The organism is Rhodococcus sp. BH5, from assembly GCF_027583855.1.
Taxonomy (GTDB): Bacteria; Actinomycetota; Actinomycetes; order Mycobacteriales; family Mycobacteriaceae; genus Rhodococcus_F; species Rhodococcus_F qingshengii.
The window spans coordinates 92,722-112,917 of sequence record NZ_JAJHVW010000004.1; the positions used below are offsets into that span (position 1 = coordinate 92,722).

General features: G+C 62.7%; 18 protein-coding genes. 6 read left to right on the forward strand and 12 right to left on the reverse strand.

What is annotated here, in order from left to right; genetic code table 11:
* Nucleotides 1-5: 5 nt before the first annotated feature.
* On the reverse strand, nt 6-830 hold the full coding sequence (locus RhoBH5_RS12195; protein WP_003945623.1) for an Abi-alpha family protein: 825 nt from the start codon (nt 828-830) through the stop codon (nt 6-8).
* A gap of 2 nt (nt 831-832) precedes the next feature.
* Entirely contained in the window at nt 833-2,107 is a 1,275-nt protein-coding gene (locus RhoBH5_RS12200; protein WP_003945674.1) for a DUF445 domain-containing protein, read from the reverse strand.
* Nucleotides 2,108-2,437: 330 nt separating this feature from the next.
* Between RhoBH5_RS12200 and thrS the strand changes: the two genes are divergently transcribed.
* Entirely contained in the window at nt 2,438-3,658 is a 1,221-nt protein-coding gene (gene thrS / locus RhoBH5_RS12205) for a threonine--tRNA ligase (RefSeq protein WP_270008353.1), read from the forward strand.
* On the opposite strand, the gene RhoBH5_RS12210 is transcribed toward thrS, so the two are convergent.
* Entirely contained in the window at nt 3,655-4,101 is a 447-nt protein-coding gene (locus tag RhoBH5_RS12210) for a MarR family winged helix-turn-helix transcriptional regulator (protein WP_003945852.1), read from the reverse strand. The two genes, thrS and RhoBH5_RS12210, sit on opposite strands and share 4 nt — an antisense overlap.
* A gap of 143 nt (nt 4,102-4,244) precedes the next feature.
* Between RhoBH5_RS12210 and RhoBH5_RS12215 the strand changes: the two genes are divergently transcribed.
* Nucleotides 4,245-5,441: an MFS transporter gene (locus RhoBH5_RS12215; protein WP_270008354.1), complete on the forward strand. Its 1,197-nt coding sequence runs from the start codon at nt 4,245-4,247 to the stop codon at nt 5,439-5,441.
* Nucleotides 5,442-5,522: 81 nt separating this feature from the next.
* On the opposite strand, the gene RhoBH5_RS12220 is transcribed toward RhoBH5_RS12215, so the two are convergent.
* The 3 genes from RhoBH5_RS12220 to RhoBH5_RS12230 form a co-directional block, all read right to left on the reverse strand.
* The gene (locus RhoBH5_RS12220; RefSeq protein WP_020906162.1) at nt 5,523-7,580 is read right to left on the reverse strand and encodes a neutral/alkaline ceramidase; all 2,058 of its coding nucleotides are present in this window, start codon (nt 7,578-7,580) and stop codon (nt 5,523-5,525) included.
* 95 nt (nt 7,581-7,675) lie between these two features.
* Nucleotides 7,676-8,404 carry an acetoacetate decarboxylase family protein gene (locus RhoBH5_RS12225; RefSeq protein ID WP_042920495.1) on the reverse strand — a complete coding sequence of 243 codons (729 nt, stop codon included), beginning with the start codon at nt 8,402-8,404 and terminating at the stop codon, nt 7,676-7,678.
* The gene (locus RhoBH5_RS12230) at nt 8,401-9,261 is read right to left on the reverse strand and encodes an SDR family oxidoreductase (protein WP_270008355.1); all 861 of its coding nucleotides are present in this window, start codon (nt 9,259-9,261) and stop codon (nt 8,401-8,403) included. The genes RhoBH5_RS12225 and RhoBH5_RS12230 overlap by 4 nt, the downstream gene beginning before the upstream one ends.
* A gap of 139 nt (nt 9,262-9,400) precedes the next feature.
* Here RhoBH5_RS12230 and RhoBH5_RS12235 point away from each other — a divergent pair, with 139 nt between their 5' ends.
* Nucleotides 9,401-10,606 carry a cytochrome P450 gene (locus RhoBH5_RS12235; protein ID WP_270008356.1) on the forward strand — a complete coding sequence of 402 codons (1,206 nt, stop codon included), beginning with the start codon at nt 9,401-9,403 and terminating at the stop codon, nt 10,604-10,606.
* Here the strand turns inward: RhoBH5_RS12235 and RhoBH5_RS12240 are convergent.
* Nucleotides 10,595-11,029 (reverse strand): cupin, encoded by a 435-nt coding sequence (locus tag RhoBH5_RS12240; RefSeq protein WP_003945598.1) that lies wholly within the window; start codon nt 11,027-11,029, stop codon nt 10,595-10,597. The two genes, RhoBH5_RS12235 and RhoBH5_RS12240, sit on opposite strands and share 12 nt — an antisense overlap.
* A gap of 125 nt (nt 11,030-11,154) precedes the next feature.
* On the opposite strand from RhoBH5_RS12240, the gene RhoBH5_RS12245 reads away from it, so the two are divergent.
* Nucleotides 11,155-11,511 carry a hypothetical protein gene (locus RhoBH5_RS12245; RefSeq protein ID WP_270008357.1) on the forward strand — a complete coding sequence of 119 codons (357 nt, stop codon included), beginning with the start codon at nt 11,155-11,157 and terminating at the stop codon, nt 11,509-11,511.
* A gap of 17 nt (nt 11,512-11,528) precedes the next feature.
* On the opposite strand, the gene RhoBH5_RS12250 is transcribed toward RhoBH5_RS12245, so the two are convergent.
* Entirely contained in the window at nt 11,529-12,473 is a 945-nt protein-coding gene (locus RhoBH5_RS12250; protein ID WP_081557356.1) for an alpha/beta hydrolase family protein, read from the reverse strand.
* Between the two features lie 118 nt (nt 12,474-12,591).
* On the opposite strand from RhoBH5_RS12250, the gene RhoBH5_RS12255 reads away from it, so the two are divergent.
* Nucleotides 12,592-13,191 (forward strand): TetR/AcrR family transcriptional regulator, encoded by a 600-nt coding sequence (locus RhoBH5_RS12255; RefSeq protein WP_031332839.1) that lies wholly within the window; start codon nt 12,592-12,594, stop codon nt 13,189-13,191.
* 10 nt (nt 13,192-13,201) lie between these two features.
* On the opposite strand, the gene RhoBH5_RS12260 is transcribed toward RhoBH5_RS12255, so the two are convergent.
* The 4 genes from RhoBH5_RS12260 to RhoBH5_RS12275 form a co-directional block, all read right to left on the reverse strand.
* Nucleotides 13,202-14,284: an ABC transporter substrate-binding protein gene (locus RhoBH5_RS12260; RefSeq protein WP_270008358.1), complete on the reverse strand. Its 1,083-nt coding sequence runs from the start codon at nt 14,282-14,284 to the stop codon at nt 13,202-13,204.
* A 78-nt stretch (nt 14,285-14,362) separates the two neighbouring features.
* The gene (locus tag RhoBH5_RS12265; RefSeq protein WP_003945590.1) at nt 14,363-15,160 is read right to left on the reverse strand and encodes an ABC transporter permease; all 798 of its coding nucleotides are present in this window, start codon (nt 15,158-15,160) and stop codon (nt 14,363-14,365) included.
* Nucleotides 15,157-15,987, reverse strand: a complete 831-nt coding sequence (locus RhoBH5_RS12270; protein WP_063315027.1) for an ABC transporter permease — start codon at nt 15,985-15,987, stop codon at nt 15,157-15,159. The genes RhoBH5_RS12265 and RhoBH5_RS12270 overlap by 4 nt, the downstream gene beginning before the upstream one ends.
* On the reverse strand, nt 15,984-16,817 hold the full coding sequence (locus RhoBH5_RS12275; RefSeq protein ID WP_063315026.1) for an ABC transporter ATP-binding protein: 834 nt from the start codon (nt 16,815-16,817) through the stop codon (nt 15,984-15,986). Before RhoBH5_RS12275 ends, RhoBH5_RS12270 begins: the two co-directional genes overlap by 4 nt.
* Nucleotides 16,818-16,914: 97 nt before the next feature.
* Here RhoBH5_RS12275 and recC point away from each other — a divergent pair, with 97 nt between their 5' ends.
* A complete protein-coding gene (gene recC, locus RhoBH5_RS12280) occupies nt 16,915-20,196 on the forward strand; it encodes an exodeoxyribonuclease V subunit gamma (RefSeq protein ID WP_270008359.1) in 3,282 nt (1,093 codons plus the stop codon).

Below are 20,196 nucleotides of genomic sequence, written 5' to 3' on the forward strand. Positions count from 1 at the left end.
AGGCCCTACAGAGAAAAACAGGTATGACAGAAGTCGTCACCGAACGGCGTCAACAGGATGCTACGACGCACTATCTTGTTCGATCGCCCGGCGCGCTTGACCGCCTCGATCACCGACGGCTGCACCTCGACCACCTGGTACCGGTCGGCCTCGACGGGCTCGCGTGAGAACGCCACCAAACCGAGCCGATGCAGGTTGTTCAGGTAGGCGCTGATGCGGTCCAGATGTCGACATCCCGCCAGTTCTCCGATCATCGACAGACCCTCGTCGATCATCTCCGAGCCGACTCCGAACGGCCGCGCCGTGCGCACGTCGACGCTCGGTTGTGCGCCGGAGGTGGCCAGCAACCGAAGAATTCGAGCTTCGTCTGGTGCGATCTCGTCGAGGATCCGGTCGTAAGCCGGGTGCAGATCGTCGCGATCGGTCACGTCCGCGGAACGATCCAGCAACCTGTCGCCACGTGCCCGCAGCGCCGCGAGAGTGGCCTCCACGCTCTGCTTGCGATTGGTACGAGTTGCCATTGCTGCCCGTAGGTTCTCGGTCCGCGAGCCGTCTCCGTTGGAGTTCTCGGCCCGACGTTCGGATTGAACATTGGCCGATTCAGCGGCCTCTGCCGCGGCTTCGGCGGCAGCCTGAACGATCTGCCGCGTCGCCTCCTTCGCCGTTCCGAAAGCCCACCCTGTCAGCTTGATCGACGTGAGCGTCGTCGTGGCGGTCAGCCCGACGAGGCTACGGATCAGACGCTTTTCGACGGATTCGACCGGCGTGATGTCCGCAGCCCAGTCGTACGATTCCGCTTCGACGATCATGCGATGGTCGTGCTCACTCATGCTCATACTCCGAATATTGCGAGGTGTAGGAAACCGGCAAACGAGCCCAGCACGGCCCCGTGTACGAACAACAGCCACTCGTCCTGCTTGACGGCTGAGCGTAGTAGTTCGCTGAAATCTTCCGGTGAAAGGATGCTCATGCGTTCGGTGACGAAGACACGAATCTTCTCCGACTGGTTCTCGGCGAACTCCGCGTCCTCGAAGACCCTTGGGTACAGGTCGAGCACTTCGGTGGTGGCCAGTCCGGGCAGACGCTTGTAGCTCTGCGAACCGACGGTCATCTTGACCACCGACTTTGCCCAGCCGGCTGCGTCGTCGACGGATTCGCGCAGTACCTGATCGAGCATCCGCCGCGTTCGGTCCGAGCGGGGACCTTCGAGGAGTTCGGTGCCGATGTTCTCGAGCGTCACGACGTGATCGGCGAGGGTTTTTGCGTACCCGGCGATGATCTCGGTGCGTCGCTTCAGGAAGAGCCCCTGCCTCCACGGCACCCAACGGTTGGGGGTGATCGGCTCGAAGATCATGGTGATGCCGAGGTAGTTCACGATGTATCCGATGATCACACCGCCGATGGGAAGCACCCACCACTGCGGAACCAGATGGAGGATTCCGACGAGCACGAAGCCCATCGGGAACCCGAAGTAGAAGCCGAAGTTCTGCATGAACCTGAGCTCTTTGTTGCCCATCGTGCGGAAGATGTCGTTGAGCAGTTTGGGGTGCGAGGAGAGGTAGCGGATCACCATCAGCTTCGCGTCGATGAACTCGTCGATGTCCTCTTCGATGCGGTCGGTGATCATGCGCACGCTGGCCGGCAGATCGTCCTCCACCTTGCGGAAGACGGCCTCCTTCACCGACGTCGGAAGGTTGTGCCAGAGCTGAGGATTCTCGGCCGTCATGATTCTGGTGACCACGCCGCGCACTTCACTGCGGGAGATGTTCACCAAGTGCTCGGCGATGCTGTCCGGGTCCAGGACGCGATAGAAATCGGCGATGCTGCCGACTTTCGCGAGGGATTTGTCGACGGCGATCGACGCCATCTTCTCCGCCCGCGAGGGGACGATGCCTTGCCAACCGAATCTGCCGTCGCTGGTGATCGCGGGGATCACCTGGACGCGTCGGGGGAGGAACGGGAAGAGCAGTTTGAGGCCGGGCACTTTGATCCCGTGGAAGTTGATCGGCGCAAACAGCATCAGGACGCCCGACCAATTGGTGATGTACCCGATGATTCCGGTGAACAAAGGAATGGTGATCAACTGTTCGAGCAAGTGGTCCGGCACCGTCGCACATCCTCCTCATATCCGAGAACCTCACGTTCGGACATGATTGCCGAAACTTCGCTCTTCGTGGGTGTTTCGTTGGCTACTGCTGCGCCTTCCCAGTTGCGTCAGCATAGAGGCCCGACAATTCGGGCTGTAGGTGGGTCGGAAGTTGATGTAACCTCACGTACATGGTCAGTATTGCGCACAACACGACGACGCCGGTTCTCTTCCGGCGCATCGTTTAGGAACTGCTGACCGAACCCTTTCAGCCCCGGGAGTTATCGCCCCGGGGCTTTCCTGTTTCGTCGCTCCGTGTGCGTCTCCCCTTGAACGATTTGGAGACCTCTCATGAGCGTTGACCACCGCGAACTCGGGCGCGACCTGGAGTTTTTCGCCACCACCCCCACCGTCGGGGCCGGCCTCCCACTCTGGTTACCGGACGGCGCGATCATCAGGAACGAACTCGAGAAGCTCGCCGCCGAACAAGCAGCGCGATCCGGATGCCGGGGTGTCTATACCCCCGTTATGGCGAAGAAAGAGTTGTACGAGAGATCTGGGCATTGGTCCAAGTTCTCGGACGACATGTTTCCCGAAATGAAGATAGGCGGAGAGTCATTTCTCCTTCGTCCGGCTAACTGTCCTCATCACGCTCAGGTATTCGCCGCTCGCGGTCGTAGTTATCGCGAGCTACCTTTCCGCGTTCGTGAACTCGGCTCGATGTTCCGTAGCGAACTCTCCGGTGTTCTCAGCGGATTGAGTCGAGTCAGACAGATCAATCTCGACGACGCGCATGTCTTCTGTAGTCGCGAACAAGTGCAAGCGGAAGTGATCGTCGCGCTCGACGCGATCGAGCGCTGCTACTCGACTCTGGGGATTGCCGAACGGAAGTACCGCCTCTCGATCAGAGGGGGAGAGGGGCAGTACCTCGGCACCGACGAGCAGTGGGCGGACGCCGAGGATCACCTTCGCGGGGCGCTGAATGCACGCTCGATCGAGTACGTGGAAGCGAAGGGGGAGGCAGCGTTCTACGGTCCCAAGATCGACGTCCAGGTGCGAGACGCGCACGGCCGCGAGGAAACACTCTCGACCGTGCAACTCGACTTCAATCAACCGGAGCGGTTCGACCTCGAGTACACCGCAGAAGACGGATCCAAGGCTCGCCCCGTCATGATCCATCGGGGCTTGCTCGGATCGATGGAACGCATGACTGCGCTTTTGATCGAAAGGTTCGAAGGGCGGATGCCGCCGTGGCTGGCACCCAACCAAGTCTCGATTCTGCCCGTCGGCGACCGGCACCAGGTTGAGGCCGAGCGTTTGCGGGCCGATCTCGAGGCTCGCGATGTTCGAGTGGCGATCGCGCCTGACGGATCGTTGGGACGTCGCATCCGCGAGGCACGCACTCACCGTGACCCGTACATCGCGGTGATCGGAGACAACGAGGTGCACGGCGGCACCGTCGACGTTCTGGTCCCCGCGCGTGGTGGGCGGGTGGTCGTCGATGCGAGTGTGTTTGTCGCTCAGGTGGTCTCGGGCATCAAAGAGCGCGCCCTGCTTCCGGCAGCTTTCTAGCCGACGGGAAGCTCGTGGAGGGCGCGCACCAACGGCGCGAGTTCGGGTGTCTTGCATGCCTCGTCGAGCGCGGCCTCGAGGGTGGCGTCGTGCGTCGGCCGCGCGCTTTCGAGAAGCTCGCGGCCGGCCGGCGTCAACTCCGTGTAGATGCCTCGACGGTCGTCGGCGCACAGGATGCGCGTCAGCAGTCCTCGATCTTCGAGTCGATTGACCAAGCGCGTCGTGGCGCTGCTGCTCAGTGCGGCAGCGCGGGCCAGCTGGGCCATGCGCATGTGCCAGCCGTCCTGGCGGCTCAGTGCGTCGAGCACGGTGTATTCGACGACGGACAGTTTGTGCTCACGCTGGAGGGCGCGTTCCAGTTCGGTGTCGAGCGCGCCGTGCAGTGCTGCGAGCGTGCGCCACCCTTGCGAACGGATTTCGACGGCGTCGTCGGCGATCCCCATGTGATTCTCCTTGTCCGTTTCCTGCCGCTCAAGGTTACCAGCTTGCGCATGTAGCGCGCGCGTGCAACTATTTATAGCGCGCCTGCAACTAATGCACACGCCCGCTAACGGCTTACGCGTAAATCTGTGAAAGGAACATCGAGATGCCATTGGGTCTCATTGCCCTCGCTATGGGCGGGTTCGGGATCGGCCTCACCGAATTTGTCATCATGGGCCTCCTGCCCGAGGTCTCGGCTGATTTCGAGGTCACCGAGTCCGTCGCGGGCTACCTGATCTCGGGCTACGCACTGTCGGTGGCGCTCGGCGCGATCCTCCTTACCGCTGCCGTCACCCGCTTCGAGCGCAAGAAGGTCCTTCTCTCGCTCATGGTGCTGTTCATCATCGGCAACCTGATGTCCGCGCTCGCGCCCTCCTACGAGGTCATGATGGGCGGACGCATCGTCGCGGCGCTGTGCCACGGTGCGTTCTTCGGAATCGGCTCGGTGGTTGCCGCCGACATGGTCGCGCCCAACAAGCGCGCCGGCGCCATCGCGATGATGTTCGCGGGCCTGACCATCGCCAACGTTCTCGGCGTTCCGTTCGGTACGCTGCTGGGCCAGCAACTCGGATGGCGCTCGACGTTCTGGGCCATCACCGTCATCGGCGTCATCGCCCTGATCGGAATTGCAGCACTCGTCCCGACGACACCCGCCAGCACGACCGGCGGCGGATTGCGCGGAGAGTTGGGGGCGTTCCGCAACAAGCAGGTATGGCTCTCGATCGCCATCACCATCCTCGGCTACGGCGGAATGTTCGGAGCCTTCACCTACATCGCCTTCACCCTCACCGAGGTCACCGGCTTCGCGACGTCCAGCGTTCCGTGGCTGCTCATCCTCTTCGGCTCGGGCCTGTTCGTCGGCAACTTCCTCGGCGCCAAGGCGGCCGACCGTTCGCTCACGAAGGCGCTGGTCTGGATTCTCGCGATCCTGACCGTCGTTCTGATCGTGTTCGCCGCCACCGCGGAGAGCAAGGTCATGACCGTGATCTCGCTGTTCTTCATGGGCGCCTTCGGTTTTGCGACGGTTCCCGGTCTGCAGATGCGGATCATGAACTACGCGTCGGCCGCACCGACCATGGCATCGGGTGCCAACATCGCCGCCTTCAACGTCGGCAACGCACTCGGGGCATGGCTGGGCGGAATCACCATCGCCGCGGGACTCGGCTTCACCTCCCCGATCTGGATGGGAGCGGCAGTCACGCTCGCCGGTCTGCTGGTCTTGCTCGTGGCGGCGAAGATCGACCGCCCGGCAGCGTCAGAGCAGTCGACGATGAGCACCTCGCTGTACCCGACCGCCGCCTGAACCTGGCCATTGCGCTCTGACCCCATCGCGTGAACGTATCGCTCCCCTTGTCCAACAAGGGGAGCGATACGTTCACGCGGGTCAGGTGAGACGGAATTCGGCGGTCACCCCGGAGAAAGGCGTGATCGCGCCGCTACCCCGAGCCTTCGACGCACCGAAGTGTTGGACTCGATACGTACCCGCCGGAGTATCGGCCGGAACATCCCACGTGATGCGCACGACGGAACCGTTGCTCCCGACCCGGCGCCAGTGCAGTTTGGTGGACCAGTCGTTGTCGTCGGCGACCCGTGTCCAGGATCCGCCGGTATTGCGCTGGATCTCGTAGAAGGTCCCGTTTCGGTGAGTGTCGTTCTTGGGGTGGCCGGTGACGAACTCGACGGCAACCTGCCCACCCGGTGAGGTGTCGCCGGGTTGGACGGTTGCGTCGCCGAATTGTGTTCCCGGCAAGGGCTCGTCGAAGTCGACGCCAGGTCCGAAGCTGGGTTGGAACCCGGACAGGTCGGCCGGAGCGGGGCCGCGAGGAGGTTCGGTGCCGTCGCGCATCGCGGCTGCAAGGGCGGCATACCCCTGCTGATAGGCCGGCAGTGTGTAACGACCGAACATCGTCGAACCGCCCTCGTACTGCTGCGAATCGTATTCCTGTGGTGTGGTGCAGTAGCTCGAGTACGAGTTCGCGTATCCCTGGAAGATGACGTTCTCGAGGGGAACCCCAAGCTCCTCGGCGACGGTTCGACGCACTCGTAATCCGGAGACGATGGTGAATTCCGCAGGGCCACCGACGATGTAGAACTGACCGATCCGCAGGATCTGGATCTTGAGTACGTTCGGCACCCATCCTCCCGGTGGCAGCAGGCCGACCGGAACGACTACGAGTTTGGGCGCCTGTGCATCCTGAAGCCATTGAGGCACAGGAGCATCCATACCGCCCAGGGCGTCGATCATGGGGTTTCGGGTGCCCTCGGGGAAGATCGGGATTGCCGGTCCGTCCTCGACGCTTCCGGCGCTCATTGCCGCGCCGATCGCGGCCGGAGCGGTGCGGTGCTCGCGTCCGTCGGGGGTGAATCTTCCGCTCACCACCTGATTTGCCATGTCCAGGTACATGATCCGACTGTCGACGCCACCGGTGACGGTGTCGGACGCCGCGTCGAAGGCAGTTCGAGCTGCCGCTACCTGGCGCAGCCCGATGATGCGTGCGTTCTCGAATTCGTCTTCGGTCGGTCCGCGTCCGGGCTCGAGGAAGAGGTTGGGTGACATGTCGCCGCTGTTGGTCTGCGGAAACGCAGCAATGAAGCTGGTGTCGCCGTCGAGGTAGCGCACGCCCTGGTCGTCGTGCTCCCAGAAGTACGCCGCGGCGCCCTTGTTGTCCCCGGAGATGAGATGGTTCTCGTTCGTGAGCGAGGCGCAGTGGGTGGCGAACCAGTTGATCGCCCCGATGTCCTTGCTGCCCCGACTGATCCGCATGACACGCATGTGGTGGTCGTTGCCACCGGGGTAGTAGGCCTTGTCCTCTTCGGGATTGAGATCGAACGCCACTCGCGATCGGTTGACGCTGGCATCGGTGAGATCGGACCGCCCGAAACGGACCGTGCCTGGCGCCAGGTTCTCGTGCGCAGCGCTGATCGCCTCGACCATGCCGTTGACCTCGGCTTCGAACACCTGCAGTTCGAAGCCGAGAACTGCGAGGTTGTACGCGTAGTTGTGCGAGGCCCCACCACATGCCGCGTGTGAATGGATGGCCGTCAACATGACGTTGCGCTCGGCGTAGATGTCACCGAACCTCCCGGCCAGTCGGCGCAGGACCTCGTCGTGAACGGACTGGAAGATCATGCAGTTGTCGACGCACACGTAGGCGACCCGCGACCCGCCGGACTCGAAGATGAAGGCGCGTGCGCGCATTCGCTGGTGCAGGCCTTCGGCGCGTTGATCGAAGCTCGAGTAGCCCATCATGCCGACTTCGGCGACCGGTCCGGTCACGTCGGAAATTCCGACGCCCACCTGCAGTGACGCCGACGACTTGTCGGTGCGTGCGGGTGAAACGGTGCGTGCCGGCGAAGCTGCGACGGCCTGGTTCGTCGACAGAGCGGCGAGCGCAGGTGCGGCGGCAGCGCCTGCCAGTACGGTGCGTCGGGTGATCTGCACGAGTGTCCTTTCGGGCGGTCTGACGCGAGTTGGTCAACCGTCCAGGAGTGTAGCCCGAGTCACACGTGACCGAAAGGGGTGCCGTCGGCCGACACTCAGATTGTTGTGGCCTCCCCGAACGTCATCGCCAGGTTCTTGATGGTCGTGGTCATCAGGGCCCGGCGGGGGAGTCCCAGTTTCCGAAGCTCCGCCGCCATCGGGTGACTGCCCAGTTGAACCTCGGCTCCACCAGGGCGAGATTTGACGCCGGTCGGTGCCATGTCCCACGACGTGCACCTGGTGGCGCCGTCGAGATGTGAGTACGCGGCCAACGACATGTTGGCTCCGCCGCCCGGCACGCTGACGCCGGATTTCACACTCAACTGTGTGATGAGTTTGCCGTCGCGCGAGACGGATCCGCGCTTGACCGAGCCGACGTGCTCGGTGTCGAACTCGGCGAGCACCTTCGGGAATCCCCAGATTTCCCGGCCGGCGGCCTTGGTGAACTCTCCGTCCACCGGCAACTCGTGAATGAGTGCCCCTGCAGTTCCGGCAGCGAGCGAACGTAGATCTCCCAGCACCGAGGTTTCGGGAGGCGCAGTGTGGCTGCGCACCATGTACGTCACTCCGAATTCGTTGTACGGACCCAGATCCCCGTCGATGTAGTCGACAAAAACCAGGCCGCACAGCGCCCGGCCGGGGCGGTACTGGAGCACGGTCAAGCCGGTGTAGTCGATGATCGACTGCGCGGTTGTGCTCGGTACCGAGTACAACGCCATGAAGGCCGACGCGGTGCGAACTTCGACGGGCATCTCGACCCTCTTGCCCAGAATCGTGTAGCTCATGGCGCTACCACCCCACGGAGTCCGTCGGAGCCGTAGACGGGTTCGAGCATCGAGCGGAAATCCGGTCCGCGGCGCAGCATTTGGCCTCCGTCGACGTTGATGATCTGCCCGGTGATCCAGGTGGATTGCGGTCCGAGTAGGAAAGAAGCGAGTCCGGCGACGTCCTCGACCTCGCCGACGCGTTCGAGCGGCGTGTTGGCCAGGTAGTCGTCCAGGATGGGGCCACCGTCGGTGATGAGCGCGACCAGATCCGTTCGGGTCAGCCCCGGCCGGATCGCATTGACACGAATGCTGCTGGCGCCCAGTTCGTCTGCCGCCAATTGCACCAGGTGGTCGACGCCGGACTTCGAGACGCCGTACGCGCCGAACCAGCGATGTGTGTTGCTGCTGGCGATCGACGAGATCGCGACGATGGATCCACCGCCTCCTGCCACCAGTGCCCGCGCGCCGTGCTTGATCGTCAGCATGGTCCCCGTGACGTTGAGGTCGACGGTGCGGCGCCAGGCGTCGACGTCGAGTTGCGTGACCGGTGCGATGGTTTCGTTCCCGCCGGCGCAGGCCACGACTCCGTCGAGCTTTCCGGTGACGGACACCGCCGCGGCGACAGCAGCGACGACGTCTGCCTCGATCGTGACGTCGGTAGGAGAGGCGCTGACCGATCCTTCCGGACTCGACTGACGGATCGATTCGGCGGCAGCTTCGAGTTTCTCCTTGTTGCGTCCGCAGATCGTGACGTGAGCGCCGGACGCAACCAGCGAACGAGCGATGCCCAGGCCGATGCCACTACCGCCGCCGGTCACCAGTATCGATGTGCCGGCGAAAGTGGGTATGGCCGCTGAGGCGGTGTCGTCGTCCATGCGTGTCTCCTGGTCGTTGCTCCGGCGGGCTCGCGTGCTGCTTCTGGAGGTTTTCCGGTTCGGCTTCGGTGAAAACGCCCCACGCTATATAGGAACAGGTTCTACTTATTGAGGCAAGGGTTGTGCGAGAGGTGGAGTGATGGCTACCAGACCGACCTTCGATTTGATCGACGGACGCTTCTACAGCGGAGACCTCGGCAATGTGCGCGACGCGTACGGCTGGATGCGCGATCACGAGCCCGTGTACCGAGACGACGCCAACGGAATCACCGCGGCCGCGAGTTACGACGCCGTCGTCGCAGCCGAGCGGGATCCCGAACTGTTCTCCAACGCCGGTGGCATCCGCCCCGAAACCGGTCCATTGCCGCAGATGATCGACATGGACGACCCGCAGCACCTCACACGTCGACGCTTGGTCAATGCGGGTTTCACACGTAAGAAGGTCGAAGCCAAGGCCGGCCGTATCCGGGAGATCTGCGATCAACTGATCGACGCCGTCTGTGAGAAAGGAGAAGCCGACTTCGTCGCAGACCTGGCGGCACCGCTGCCGATGGCCGTCATCGGCGACATGTTGGGTGTCCGTCCGGAGGAACGCGCGTTGTTTCTGCGGTGGTCGGACGATCTGGTGAAGGCATTGGGAAGCAACGCTTCCCAGGATCAACTGCAGGCCATGATGGTTGCGTACGTCGATTTCACCGCGTACATGATGCGAACCATCGCCGAGCGGAGGAGCGACCCGGCCGACGATTTGGTGAGCACGTTGATTCACAGTGCGGTCGACGGCGAAGCCCTCTCCGATCAGGAAATCGTCAACGAATCCCTGCTGATCCTGATCGGCGGTGACGAGACCACACGGCACGTGCTCAGCGGCGGCATGGAACAGCTACTGCGCCATCCGGACCAGCGCCGGGAGCTAGTCGACGATCCCGATGCCATTCCCTTGGCAATGGAGGAGATGCTGCGGTGGTCCTCGCCGATCAAGAACATGGCTCGAACCCTGACCCGTGACACCGATTTCTTCGGCGCGCAGCTGAAGGCAGGTGAGAAGATGCTGCTGCTCTTCGAATCGGCAAATTTCGACGAGTCCGTGTTCCTGAACGCCGAACGGTTCGATGTCGGCCGCACACCGAATCCACACGTGGCCTTCGGCTTCGGAACTCATTTCTGTCTGGGCAATCAGCTGGCCAGGTTGGAGGGACGGATCATGTTCGAGCAACTCTTCGCCAGGCTGCCGGACATGGAACTTGCCACCGACGCGCCGTTGCAGCGGCGTGCGGCCAACTTCGTGTCCGGGCTCGAATCGATGCCGGTGCGGTTTAACTCTTCTGCCCCGTCAGCCGGGTAGTTGGCAGTTAGGAGGCGCAGCATCTTCGGAGAGGGGGCTGCCCGCCGGATTGACGTAGACGACCTCGAGCACCAATGGTGTTGTCTGCGAGTTGTTTCCGATGTGCACATGATCTGAACCGCTCGGTTCGATCAAAGTATTTCCGGCGCTGTAGATCCCGTCGACGGAGCAATCGGATCGGTAGTGGCTCAACGTGCCCTGCGCAATCAGCGCGTAGAGCGTCCCGTCGTGGAAGTGCCAACCGGTGGAACCACCGGGGTCGATGGTGATCTGGCGCAGGATGTAGTCCTTGCCGTCGAAAGTCACCTGCCCGAGGATTTCTCCGTGTACTCCCGTGCTCGGTGTTGCCGACGCATTGATCGGCGTCAGCGACAGTCCGATCGCTGCGGACACTGCAAGCAGAACCTGATGGCGTTTACGCATGAGCGGCCCTCCCAGACGGATGTGCTCCTGAGTGTCCTCCGTCGATGCCCGGTTTATCCCAGTTTTCGTGGATCCAGCACTGCGAAGGCAGAGGTATGCCCTTGAGAGGCGGTTACGCTCGTGCCATGCAGCAAGTCGCGACGAGGCGCCGGAGCCAGCCGCCGCCTGCGCGCTTCATGTTCGAGGCATTGATCGATCCGTACCGCCAGCCCGCCCGGCACTGGCTGGAACTTCTCGAGAGCGAGATCGCACCGGAGACCGTCAGGGCTGAAGAACCGGAGCTGGTGATCTGGTCGTCGATCTGGCCGGACCGCCCCGACGCCGTCATCCGATTCGACATCGAGCCGGTCGGAAACAGCACGATGCTGCGTTGGACGCTCTTCTTGGACGATCCGATACCGCCCGAGGCAGAGGTTGTCAGCATGCGAAAGCGGCTCAACACCTTGATAAATGCGAATCTCAGGTTCAACTTCGGCCAATAAGTTGGATCACTGCCGCATTACTTGGTGTCGACTCGGCCGATCGGGTCGGCGTTGTCGCTGAATGCGGCCCGGGCCGCTGGCCAGCTGGTCTCATCGATGCGCAACGCGGTCCGAAGGTAGGCAGTACTCATCCGTTGGATGGCGGCGACCCGCTCTGGGTTCTCGTCAGTGGTCTCGGCGACTTCGTATCCGACGATTCCGCCGAGTGCGTGCTCGGCACCGTAGAAGGAAAGGAGGTCGGTGGCTCCGGGGCTGTGCGTGTAGGCGTCGGTGAACCAGTCAGGTCCGCGGCTGGACATCTTGGACTGGTCGTGGTCGCCCGCGACGACGAGTGTCGGCGTCGTCAGTTCCTGGAACGAGGGGCGCATGAACGGGAAGTTCGCCTGCGCGAACGGATGCAGGTTCTCGCCGCCGAGACCGGTTGCCGCGAACAGGATTCCCGCGGTGACGCGACTGTCGGACATGTCCTGGCCGACCTGGCCGGCCTCGTCGAAGATCCTTGCTCCGAGGAGCGACTGAGCGGTTTGCCCGCCCCAGGAGTGACCAGTGGCGGCAACTCGACTGCGGTCGATGCGGCCGGCAAGCCCGGGCACGGCAAATTCGATGGTGTCGAGCTGATCAAGGATGCGTGTGAGATCCGCGATCCTCTCGGTCCAGATCGTCGGGAAAACCGGGTGGTCGAACCCGAAACCGTTCCGGCGCGAGTCCAGATGTGTCGGCTGGATCACCACGAATCCGTGGGATGCCCAGAATGCCGTGAGTGGCGAGTATCCATCGAGGTTCCAGCCGTTGCCGTGGGAGAACACCACAACGGGGAGGTTCGTGCCTGCTGCCGGAGCAGACACACGTACTTCCAGCGGGACAGGTCGATCGGGGGCGAACAACTCGACGGGGGCAACGGAGACGACCGGGGCGCCGGCGCCGATGATGCCGTTCAGAGTGTCGATCATTGATGAGGTCATGGCAAGTTCCTTGCTGAGGCTGTACCCTGCGATACTGTTTATCGGAGCGTCGCTCCGCAACATTACGGAGCGTTGTTCCGTAATGCAAACATATGTCGTGAGTCAGCGAGGAGTGCACATGGCTGATGCGCAGGACGAGCAGTCGCGCGTCGCGTCTCCCAAGCAAGTCGGTCGCCCACGTCGGAGCGAGCAGGCGCTGCTCGACGCGGCGGCAGCAGTGTTCGTAGAGTCCGGGGTCGACGCTCCGGTGCGGGAGATTGCGGCGAAGGCCGGCGTCGGCATGGGGACGATCTACCGCCACTTCCCGACGCGTCCCGAGTTGGTGGTCGCCGTATACCGACACCAAGTCGAGGCGTGTGCGGACGCGGGCCCACAGATGCTCGCGGAGAGTGCAACGCCCGAGGCGGCTTTGCGGGCATGGGTGGCTTTGTTCGTGGAGTTCCTGGTCACCAAGCATGGGCTCGCCGGTGCACTGCAGGGAGACAGCGCGGGGTCCGACGCTCTGCATACCTACTTCGTCGACCGCCTCGTCCCGGTATGTGACTCCCTCCTCGCGGCAGCGCTCGAGTCCGTTGGCACTGCTTCGCGGGTCGATGCGTACAACGTGCTCAAAGGCATCGGGAACCTTTGTATCGGTGCTGGGTCCGATGACCGGTACAAGGCCGAGGTCCTTGTACAGCTATTCATCTCGGGCGTACTCGCGCGGGAGGTTCGCTGACGCTCGGCAGTCAGATCAGCTCCGGATTCTCGGCGTACACCTCTTCGAGGATCGACATGTCGAACAGTTGCTCCGCCGTAATCTCCAGCCCCGCTTTCGACAGTGCCGCGATGTTCTGTTCGATCAGTTGGGGTGTCATCGTGAACAACCCGTTGGCTTTGGTATCTGCCGACACCACCAGATCATTCTGTGCGGTGGCTTCCTTGATCTGCTCTTCGAGTTCGAGGTTCTGGTCCTTGCCGTAGACCTCGACGGCAAGCCGTGCCGACTCTGCCGGATCGGCGACCGCATCCTTCCATCCTTGGATCTCGGCCTTCAGGAATGCCTTGAGTTTGTCCCTCTCGTTGTCGATGGTGGACTGGAGAACCGTGAACGATTCGGCGACCAACGGCAGGTTGTAGTCCGCGAAGAGGAAGTGGGCGTTGGGGAAACCTTTGGCGGCCAGTGTGATCGGCTCGTTGGTCACGTAGGAGACCCAGCCGTCCACCTCGCCGTTTGCCAGGGGGCTCGGATCGAACTGCGCGGGCACGATCGTCATCTGGCTTTCGGTCAGGCCGTTTGCTGCCAGGAGAGCTCCGAAGACGAGCTGATTGGAATCCTGGACGCCGATCTTCTTGCCGATCATGTCCTGCGGTGAGTTGATCGGTGCCGCAGCGGAACTGACAATCGCAAACGGATTCTTCTGGAACGTGGCCCCGACGATCTTCGCCTCCAGTCCGTCGAGCACAGCGGGGGCTGTGAGCTGCGGTGCGGACATTCCGATCCACACCTTGCCGGTGTCCAAGCCGGCTTCGACGCCGGTACCGGCTGCGCCACCTGCCACCAGGTCGACATTCCCGAACCCGGCATCCTTGTAGTACCCCTTGTCGAGAGCGAAGTACTCGCCGGCGAACTCGATGTTCTTGATCCAGGACAACTGCACTGCAACTGTTCCGAATTCGGAACAGTCGTCCGTGGTTCCGCCACTCGAACTGCTGGAGTCACTGCTACACGCGAGCAATGACGCACTACCGGCGACTGCGATGCCGGTCAGCGCGGAGTAGCGGAAGAAGGCCCTGCGGTCCAGCTGGCGGACGGGCTTGAATGGCGTCATGAATCGGAACACTAGGGCCAGTCGGTTTCGTTCAGTTTGCTTGGGAGAGAGAGTTTGTTGAGGTCGTGTTAACAGATGTCACGACTTGCCCGCCGAAGGACCGAAACGAGACAGAGCGATGCTTTCGAAGATCCCGACCACGGCGTAGAGGACGATCGACACCACGGTGATCACCACGATAGATGCCCACAATTCGTTGTACTGGTAGCGCGGAATGGCTTTGATCATGCTCGAACCCAAGCCTTGACCGCTACCGAGCCATTCGCCGATCAGTGCTCCGATCAAAGCGCCGGGCACTGACACCCTAGCGGCGGCGAACACCGCCGGAAGTGCGGACGGTACGGACACCATTCGCAATGCGGTCCAACGACTCCCGCCGTACGCAGCGATGAGGTCTTGTGCCTGAGCTGGAGCGGCGCGCAGACCGACCATGATCATGACCAGGGCCGGAAAGAACACCACTATCGCAACCATGACCGTCACACCCACGATTCCGCGGCCGAATATCAGGACGATGATCGGGGTCATCGCAACGAGAGGAACAGATCGTAGAAGCATTGCAACGGGCATGAAAGTCTGTTCGACAGTGCGGGAAACGACGAAGATCGATGCCACCACGAGCGCGGCAGTCATTCCGACGGCAAAGCCGACACCGGCGTCGCGCAGAGTGATGAACAGGTTGTCGATGATGCCCGAACGAGCGTCGGCGGATTTTGGGCCGGAGAACAGGTACTCCCAGACGTCGGCCGGCGTCTTTCCCACACGCGGGCCGACCTGGGGGAAGGCGTTGAGGAAGACCACCCAGATGACAAGCAACAGCGCCGAGGCGATGGCAATCGGGGCGAGGAATCTCAATGTTCCTCGTACCGCGGTCATTTCTGTGCTCCCGGAGCGCTCGTCCACGGGGTGACGAGCCGGGCGATCGCTGCGACGACGGCGTACCCCAGACCGGCGAGCAAGGCGGCGGCGATAGCCATTCCCCACGTTCGCGGGACGTTGTACGACGTCTGAGCGGCCGTTAGTGCGACGCCGATCCCGCTGTCCACCCCGCCGAGATACTCGCCGAGAATTGCACCCAGTACGGCCGAAGGTGCAGCAATCTTGAGGGCAGCAAAGGTGCTCGGAAGTGCGCTCACAAGTTGAACTTTGGTGAACTTCTGCCAACGCCCACCGCCGTAGGCGGCGACGAGATCGAGGCTCGTCTTGTCGGCCGATCTCAGGCCGGCGAGTGTGCCGACCATCGTGGTGAAGAAGCAGTACATTGCGGCGAGAAAGATTGTGGGGGTCCGGCCGCCGAAGACGACCAGGATGATCGGGCCAAGCGCCAACAGCGGTGTGCAGTAGCTCAGGATCGCCAGTTGTGTGGCCAATCCCTCGATGGGCGGAATGAGAACGACAAGCACGGCAAGCGTTATCGCCAGCAGGTTTCCCCAGAGAAAGCCCTGCAGCGCACCGGAAGCCGTGACGGTGAAATTGGGTCCGTACAGCGACCAACCGTCGTCGAACATCGTCGAGACAACCACCCACGGCGTCGGAATCGTGCCTCCCGCAACACCGGCCGCCGCCAGAATCCACCAGAGCACGATCAGTCCGCAGATACCGACTGCACCGCCGAACCACGTAGGACGCCTAAATCGGATCCGGCGCGGTACAGATGGCTGCGCCGCCGCGGTCGCGACGTTCTCGATATCGGTAATTGTCATGCGACGCCTGCTTTTCCGAAGAGCAGTCCGGAGAGGTAGTCGTGGATCTCGTGGAACTCGGGTGTACGCATCATCTCGGGTGTACGCGGGCGCGGCAGGTCGATCGGCACGACTTCGAGGACGCGTCCGGGCCGCGGCGTCATGACGGCAACGACGTCGGAGAGGAACACGGCTTCGGCGATTCCGTGAGTCACCATCAACGTGGTCGCCGGTTTCTCGGTCCAGATCCTGAGCAATTCGATGTTGAGTCGTTGTCGGGTCATGTCGTCCAGCGCGCCGAAAGGCTCGTCGAGTAGCAGGACACTCGGCTTGACCACGAGCGATCGTGCGATCGACACACGCTGACGCATACCGCCGGACAATTGAGCGGGCTTGGCCTTCTCGAATCCTTCGAGGCCGACGAGAGCGATCAGGTCGGCTATCAGTCCGGGGTCGGGATCGATGCCGGCAACCTGAAGGGGCAGTTTGATGTTGGAGGCCACTGTTCGCCACGGCAGCAAAGCCGAATCCTGGAAGGCGATTCCGAGTTCGCGGCGCTTGCGTAACTCGGCGGGCGACTGCCCGTTGACAAGGGCCGTTCCCGACGTCGGATTATCGAGGCCCGCAAGGATGCGAAGAACGGTGGACTTCCCGCATCCGGACGGCCCGAGCAGAGACAGGAAAGAGCCTTCGCTGGTTTGAAGGGACACGTCGGTCAGCGCGGTCACCGACCGACGACCCATCTCGAAGGTCTTGCCGAGGCCGGAGATGTCGAGACCGGTTCCAGCGGGGCGAGGTGTGGTGACGGGACTGGTCATTCCCGCACAGTACGAACGTCCGGTTGCGGTCATGTTGCCTGCGCGTCACCGCTGCGTGAGGCTGGTTCGGCGTCTCCTGTCACAGCGCCGTGGTGAGATGGACGTCTGGACGGAGTGAGGGGAGCGAAGATTGCTGAAGTTGTACCGGGCCGAGCGTTCGGACACCTTGGTCTCGGCGTTGGCCACGCTCCTCCGTACCCCGCTGTCGGATCCATTCGCCCGGGAAACTGTTGCGGTGCCGGCCAAGGGCGTCGAGCGTTGGCTCAATCAGCGGCTGTCCTCCCAGCTAGGCACGTCCGGACCGTCAGCAGTGGACGGAATTTCTGCGAACATCGCGTTTCCTTCACCCGCGCGCCTGGTCGCGGAGTCCGTGGCCGCGGTCAGTGGAATCACGGCTGACGACGACCCATGGTCGCCGACGCGATTGGTGTGGACGGTTCTCGATGTGATCGACGAGTCCCTCGGCGAGCCCTGGTGCGGAGTCCTGGCGAAACATCTCGAAGGCCATCGTGAAGGTCGACGGTTTGCCTCCGCCACACATGTCACCGAACTCTTCCGCAGTTATGCCGCGCAACGCCCGCAGATGCTGATCGACTGGGCCGCCGGGCGGTTGACCGACGGACACGGATTGGCGCTGTCGGAGGATTTCGAATGGCAGGCACGTCTGTGGTGCATCGTCGCGGACAAGATCGACGTTCCGGGGCCCGCAGAGCGACTGGGGCAAGTGAGCCGCGCGCTGGTCGAGGACCCGGCCTTGGTCGACCTACCGGAACGTCTGTCGGTCTTCGGGCCGACCCGGCTGCCGGTCGATCAGCGAATGATCTTGAGCGCACTCAGTGCGAATCGGGACGTGCACATCTGGCTCCCGCATCCCAGCCCCGCGCTGTGGACCAAGATGAGCTCGCGCATACCGCCTCGAAGTAGGAGCACGATCCGACGTTCGGAAGACGGGTCAGCGCTGATATCCGCCAATCCGTTGCTGTCGAGTCTTGCTCGCGACGTTCGTGAACTTCAGATCAGCCTCGGTGCCGCCGAGTTCGAGTCGGTGCATCTTCCCGAACCAGCCGGCCCGAAATCCCTCCTGGCGACGGTCAAGGCCGATGTCATCGCAGATCGTGCTCCCAGGGTTGCAGCGGAACCGGATGGGACAGTTCAGGTCCACGCTTGCCACGGGCCGGCACGGCAGGTCGAGGTGCTCCGCGAATGTCTGCTCCGATTGTTCGAGGACGACCCGACATTGCAGCCGCGCGACGTACTCGTGATGTGCCCGGACGTCGAAACGTACGCACCTTTGGTTCGTGCTGCATTCGGGCAAGGCGTCCATGGCCACCCGGGGCATCTCCTTCGAGTAAGGCTGGCAGACCGCGGATTACGTCAGACCAATCCTGTCCTGGCCGTTCTCGGCTCTCTCCTCGAATTGGCCGACGGCCGGGCCACAGCCAGTGAGGTTCTCGACCTGGCCGCGACCGAGCCTGTCCGCACACGTTTTTCGTGGGGCGACGACGAGTTGGAAAGATTGCGGGAATGGACGACGGAAGCGGGTGCTCGCTGGGGAATCGGTAGTCGGCAGCGTGCCACGTTCGGCCTCGATGCATTTCCGCAGAACACCTTCAACACCGCCATGGACCGAATCTTGTTGGGGGTCAGCGCGGACGAATCGGAAAATGCCTGGCTGGATCTCGCGCTACCACTCGATGACGTGGACGGCACAGACATCGACCTGACTGGACGTTTCGCAGAGTTCGTCGATCGCCTGGCCGTCTCGCTTCGCGATCTTGCCGGCCCACATTCACCGGCCGAATGGCTTCGTGTGCTGATGCGGGCCCTGGATCTGCTGACCGACACAGCGCCCGCAGATTCCTGGCAGAGCGCGGGGGCCCACCGCGAACTGGTAGCTGCTGTCGAATTCGGCGGAGAGACGGTGTTACGTCTGGCCGATGTTCGCGCGATGCTCTCGCGCAGCCTCGCGGGCAGACCGACGCGTGCCAACTTCCGAACCGGCGAACTGACGGTGTGCACGATGGTTCCGATGCGTTCGGTACCGCATCGCGTGGTCGTGCTGATCGGACTCGACGACGAGGTGTTCCCTCGAACCGGTGGAGTCGACGGCGACGACATCTTGTCCCGTGATCCCGTTGTGGGGGAGCGTGATCTGCGCAGTGAAGACCGGCAACTGCTTCTCGATGCCGTGATGTCTGCGGGCGAACATCTGATTCTGTTGTATACCGGTGCCGATCCGGTCACCGGTGTCGTCAGACCACCGGCGATCCCCCTCAGTGGCCTTCTCGACGTACTCAGTGCGACGGTGGGTCCGGAAGCGATCAACGGAGTGCTGACACGGCATCCGTTGCAATCGTTCGACAATCGAAACTTCGCGCCGAACAAGCCGTTCAGCTTCGACACGGCAGCGCTGGCCGGTGCGAGGGCTGCCTCCGGAACACCGGTCGAATTGCCGACAGTCTTGTCGGCCGAGCTACTCGAGGTGCATCCGAAGGAAGTGAACCTCGCCGACTTGGTGAACTTCCTGGTACATCCCGCGCGTGGTTTTCTGCGCCAACGCCTCGGCGTCCGGGTACCGGAACTCGACGACGACATCGCGGATTCGCTGGCAACCGAGCTCGATCCACTGTCCACCTGGGCTCTGGGTGACCGAATGCTTCTCTCGCGCTTGGCTGGACGCAGCTCGGCGGATTTCCGTGCAGCCGAGTGGCGCCGCGGCACTCTGCCGCCCTACAACCTGGGCGCTACGGTTCTGGGCAACGTCGAGTGGGTGGTAGACCAACTTGCCGGTCTTGCATTGCCACACCTCGAGGGCGACTCCGAGGCTGTCGACGTCGACATCGACCTCGGTGACGGGCGTCGTCTCACCGGAACGGTAACCGGTGTGCACGGCAATTCAGTGGTGCGAGCGTCGTATTCCTCACTGGCGCCTAAACATCGGATGACGGCCTGGATCAATCTCCTCGCCTTGAAATCACACGGACGACCCGGTCCGCTCGATGCAGTCTCGATCGGACGGGGTCGGGGAAAGATCGCAGCGGCACGGTCGGTGCTCGATGCGCCAGGCAATGCGGTCGAGATACTGCAGCAATTGGTGGACCTACGGGAGCGGGGGCTGCAGCGCCCGTTGCCGATGTGGGCCGCGACTTCAGCCGAATATGCGCGCCGACGCTTTGGTGGGGAGTCGGTCGACGATGCGACAAACGGTGCGGACACCCAGTGGACCGGGCAGTACGGCGAGATGATCGATCCAAGCAACGCTTACGTTTTCGGAGAAGCTCGAACACTTGCGGAGTTGGCTGCGGATCCGCCGTCGGACGACGAATTCGTCTGGGCCGAGGAACCGACTCGATTCGGAGTTCTCGCCCGACGACTGTGGGATCCGTTGCTGACCAACGAAAGAGCGGAGTAA

Coding starts and splice junctions, on each gene's coding strand:
- RhoBH5_RS12275 (WP_063315026.1), bottom strand. CDS start 16,817: ATGACCGCAACCGGACGTTCGTACTGTGCGGGAATGACCAGTCCCGTC.
- RhoBH5_RS12225 (WP_042920495.1), bottom strand. CDS start 8,404: ATGAGCTACACGATTCTGGGCAAGAGGGTCGAGATGCCCGTCGAAGTT.
- RhoBH5_RS12215 (WP_270008354.1), top strand. CDS start 4,245: ATGCCATTGGGTCTCATTGCCCTCGCTATGGGCGGGTTCGGGATCGGC.
- RhoBH5_RS12240 (WP_003945598.1), bottom strand. CDS start 11,029: ATGCGTAAACGCCATCAGGTTCTGCTTGCAGTGTCCGCAGCGATCGGA.
- RhoBH5_RS12235 (WP_270008356.1), top strand. CDS start 9,401: ATGGCTACCAGACCGACCTTCGATTTGATCGACGGACGCTTCTACAGC.
- RhoBH5_RS12230 (WP_270008355.1), bottom strand. CDS start 9,261: ATGGACGACGACACCGCCTCAGCGGCCATACCCACTTTCGCCGGCACA.
- RhoBH5_RS12250 (WP_081557356.1), bottom strand. CDS start 12,473: ATGACCTCATCAATGATCGACACTCTGAACGGCATCATCGGCGCCGGC.
- RhoBH5_RS12210 (WP_003945852.1), bottom strand. CDS start 4,101: ATGGGGATCGCCGACGACGCCGTCGAAATCCGTTCGCAAGGGTGGCGC.
- thrS (WP_270008353.1), top strand. CDS start 2,438: ATGAGCGTTGACCACCGCGAACTCGGGCGCGACCTGGAGTTTTTCGCC.
- RhoBH5_RS12270 (WP_063315027.1), bottom strand. CDS start 15,987: ATGACAATTACCGATATCGAGAACGTCGCGACCGCGGCGGCGCAGCCA.
- RhoBH5_RS12255 (WP_031332839.1), top strand. CDS start 12,592: ATGGCTGATGCGCAGGACGAGCAGTCGCGCGTCGCGTCTCCCAAGCAA.
- RhoBH5_RS12195 (WP_003945623.1), bottom strand. CDS start 830: ATGAGTGAGCACGACCATCGCATGATCGTCGAAGCGGAATCGTACGAC.
- RhoBH5_RS12260 (WP_270008358.1), bottom strand. CDS start 14,284: ATGACGCCATTCAAGCCCGTCCGCCAGCTGGACCGCAGGGCCTTCTTC.
- RhoBH5_RS12245 (WP_270008357.1), top strand. CDS start 11,155: ATGCAGCAAGTCGCGACGAGGCGCCGGAGCCAGCCGCCGCCTGCGCGC.
- RhoBH5_RS12265 (WP_003945590.1), bottom strand. CDS start 15,160: ATGACCGCGGTACGAGGAACATTGAGATTCCTCGCCCCGATTGCCATC.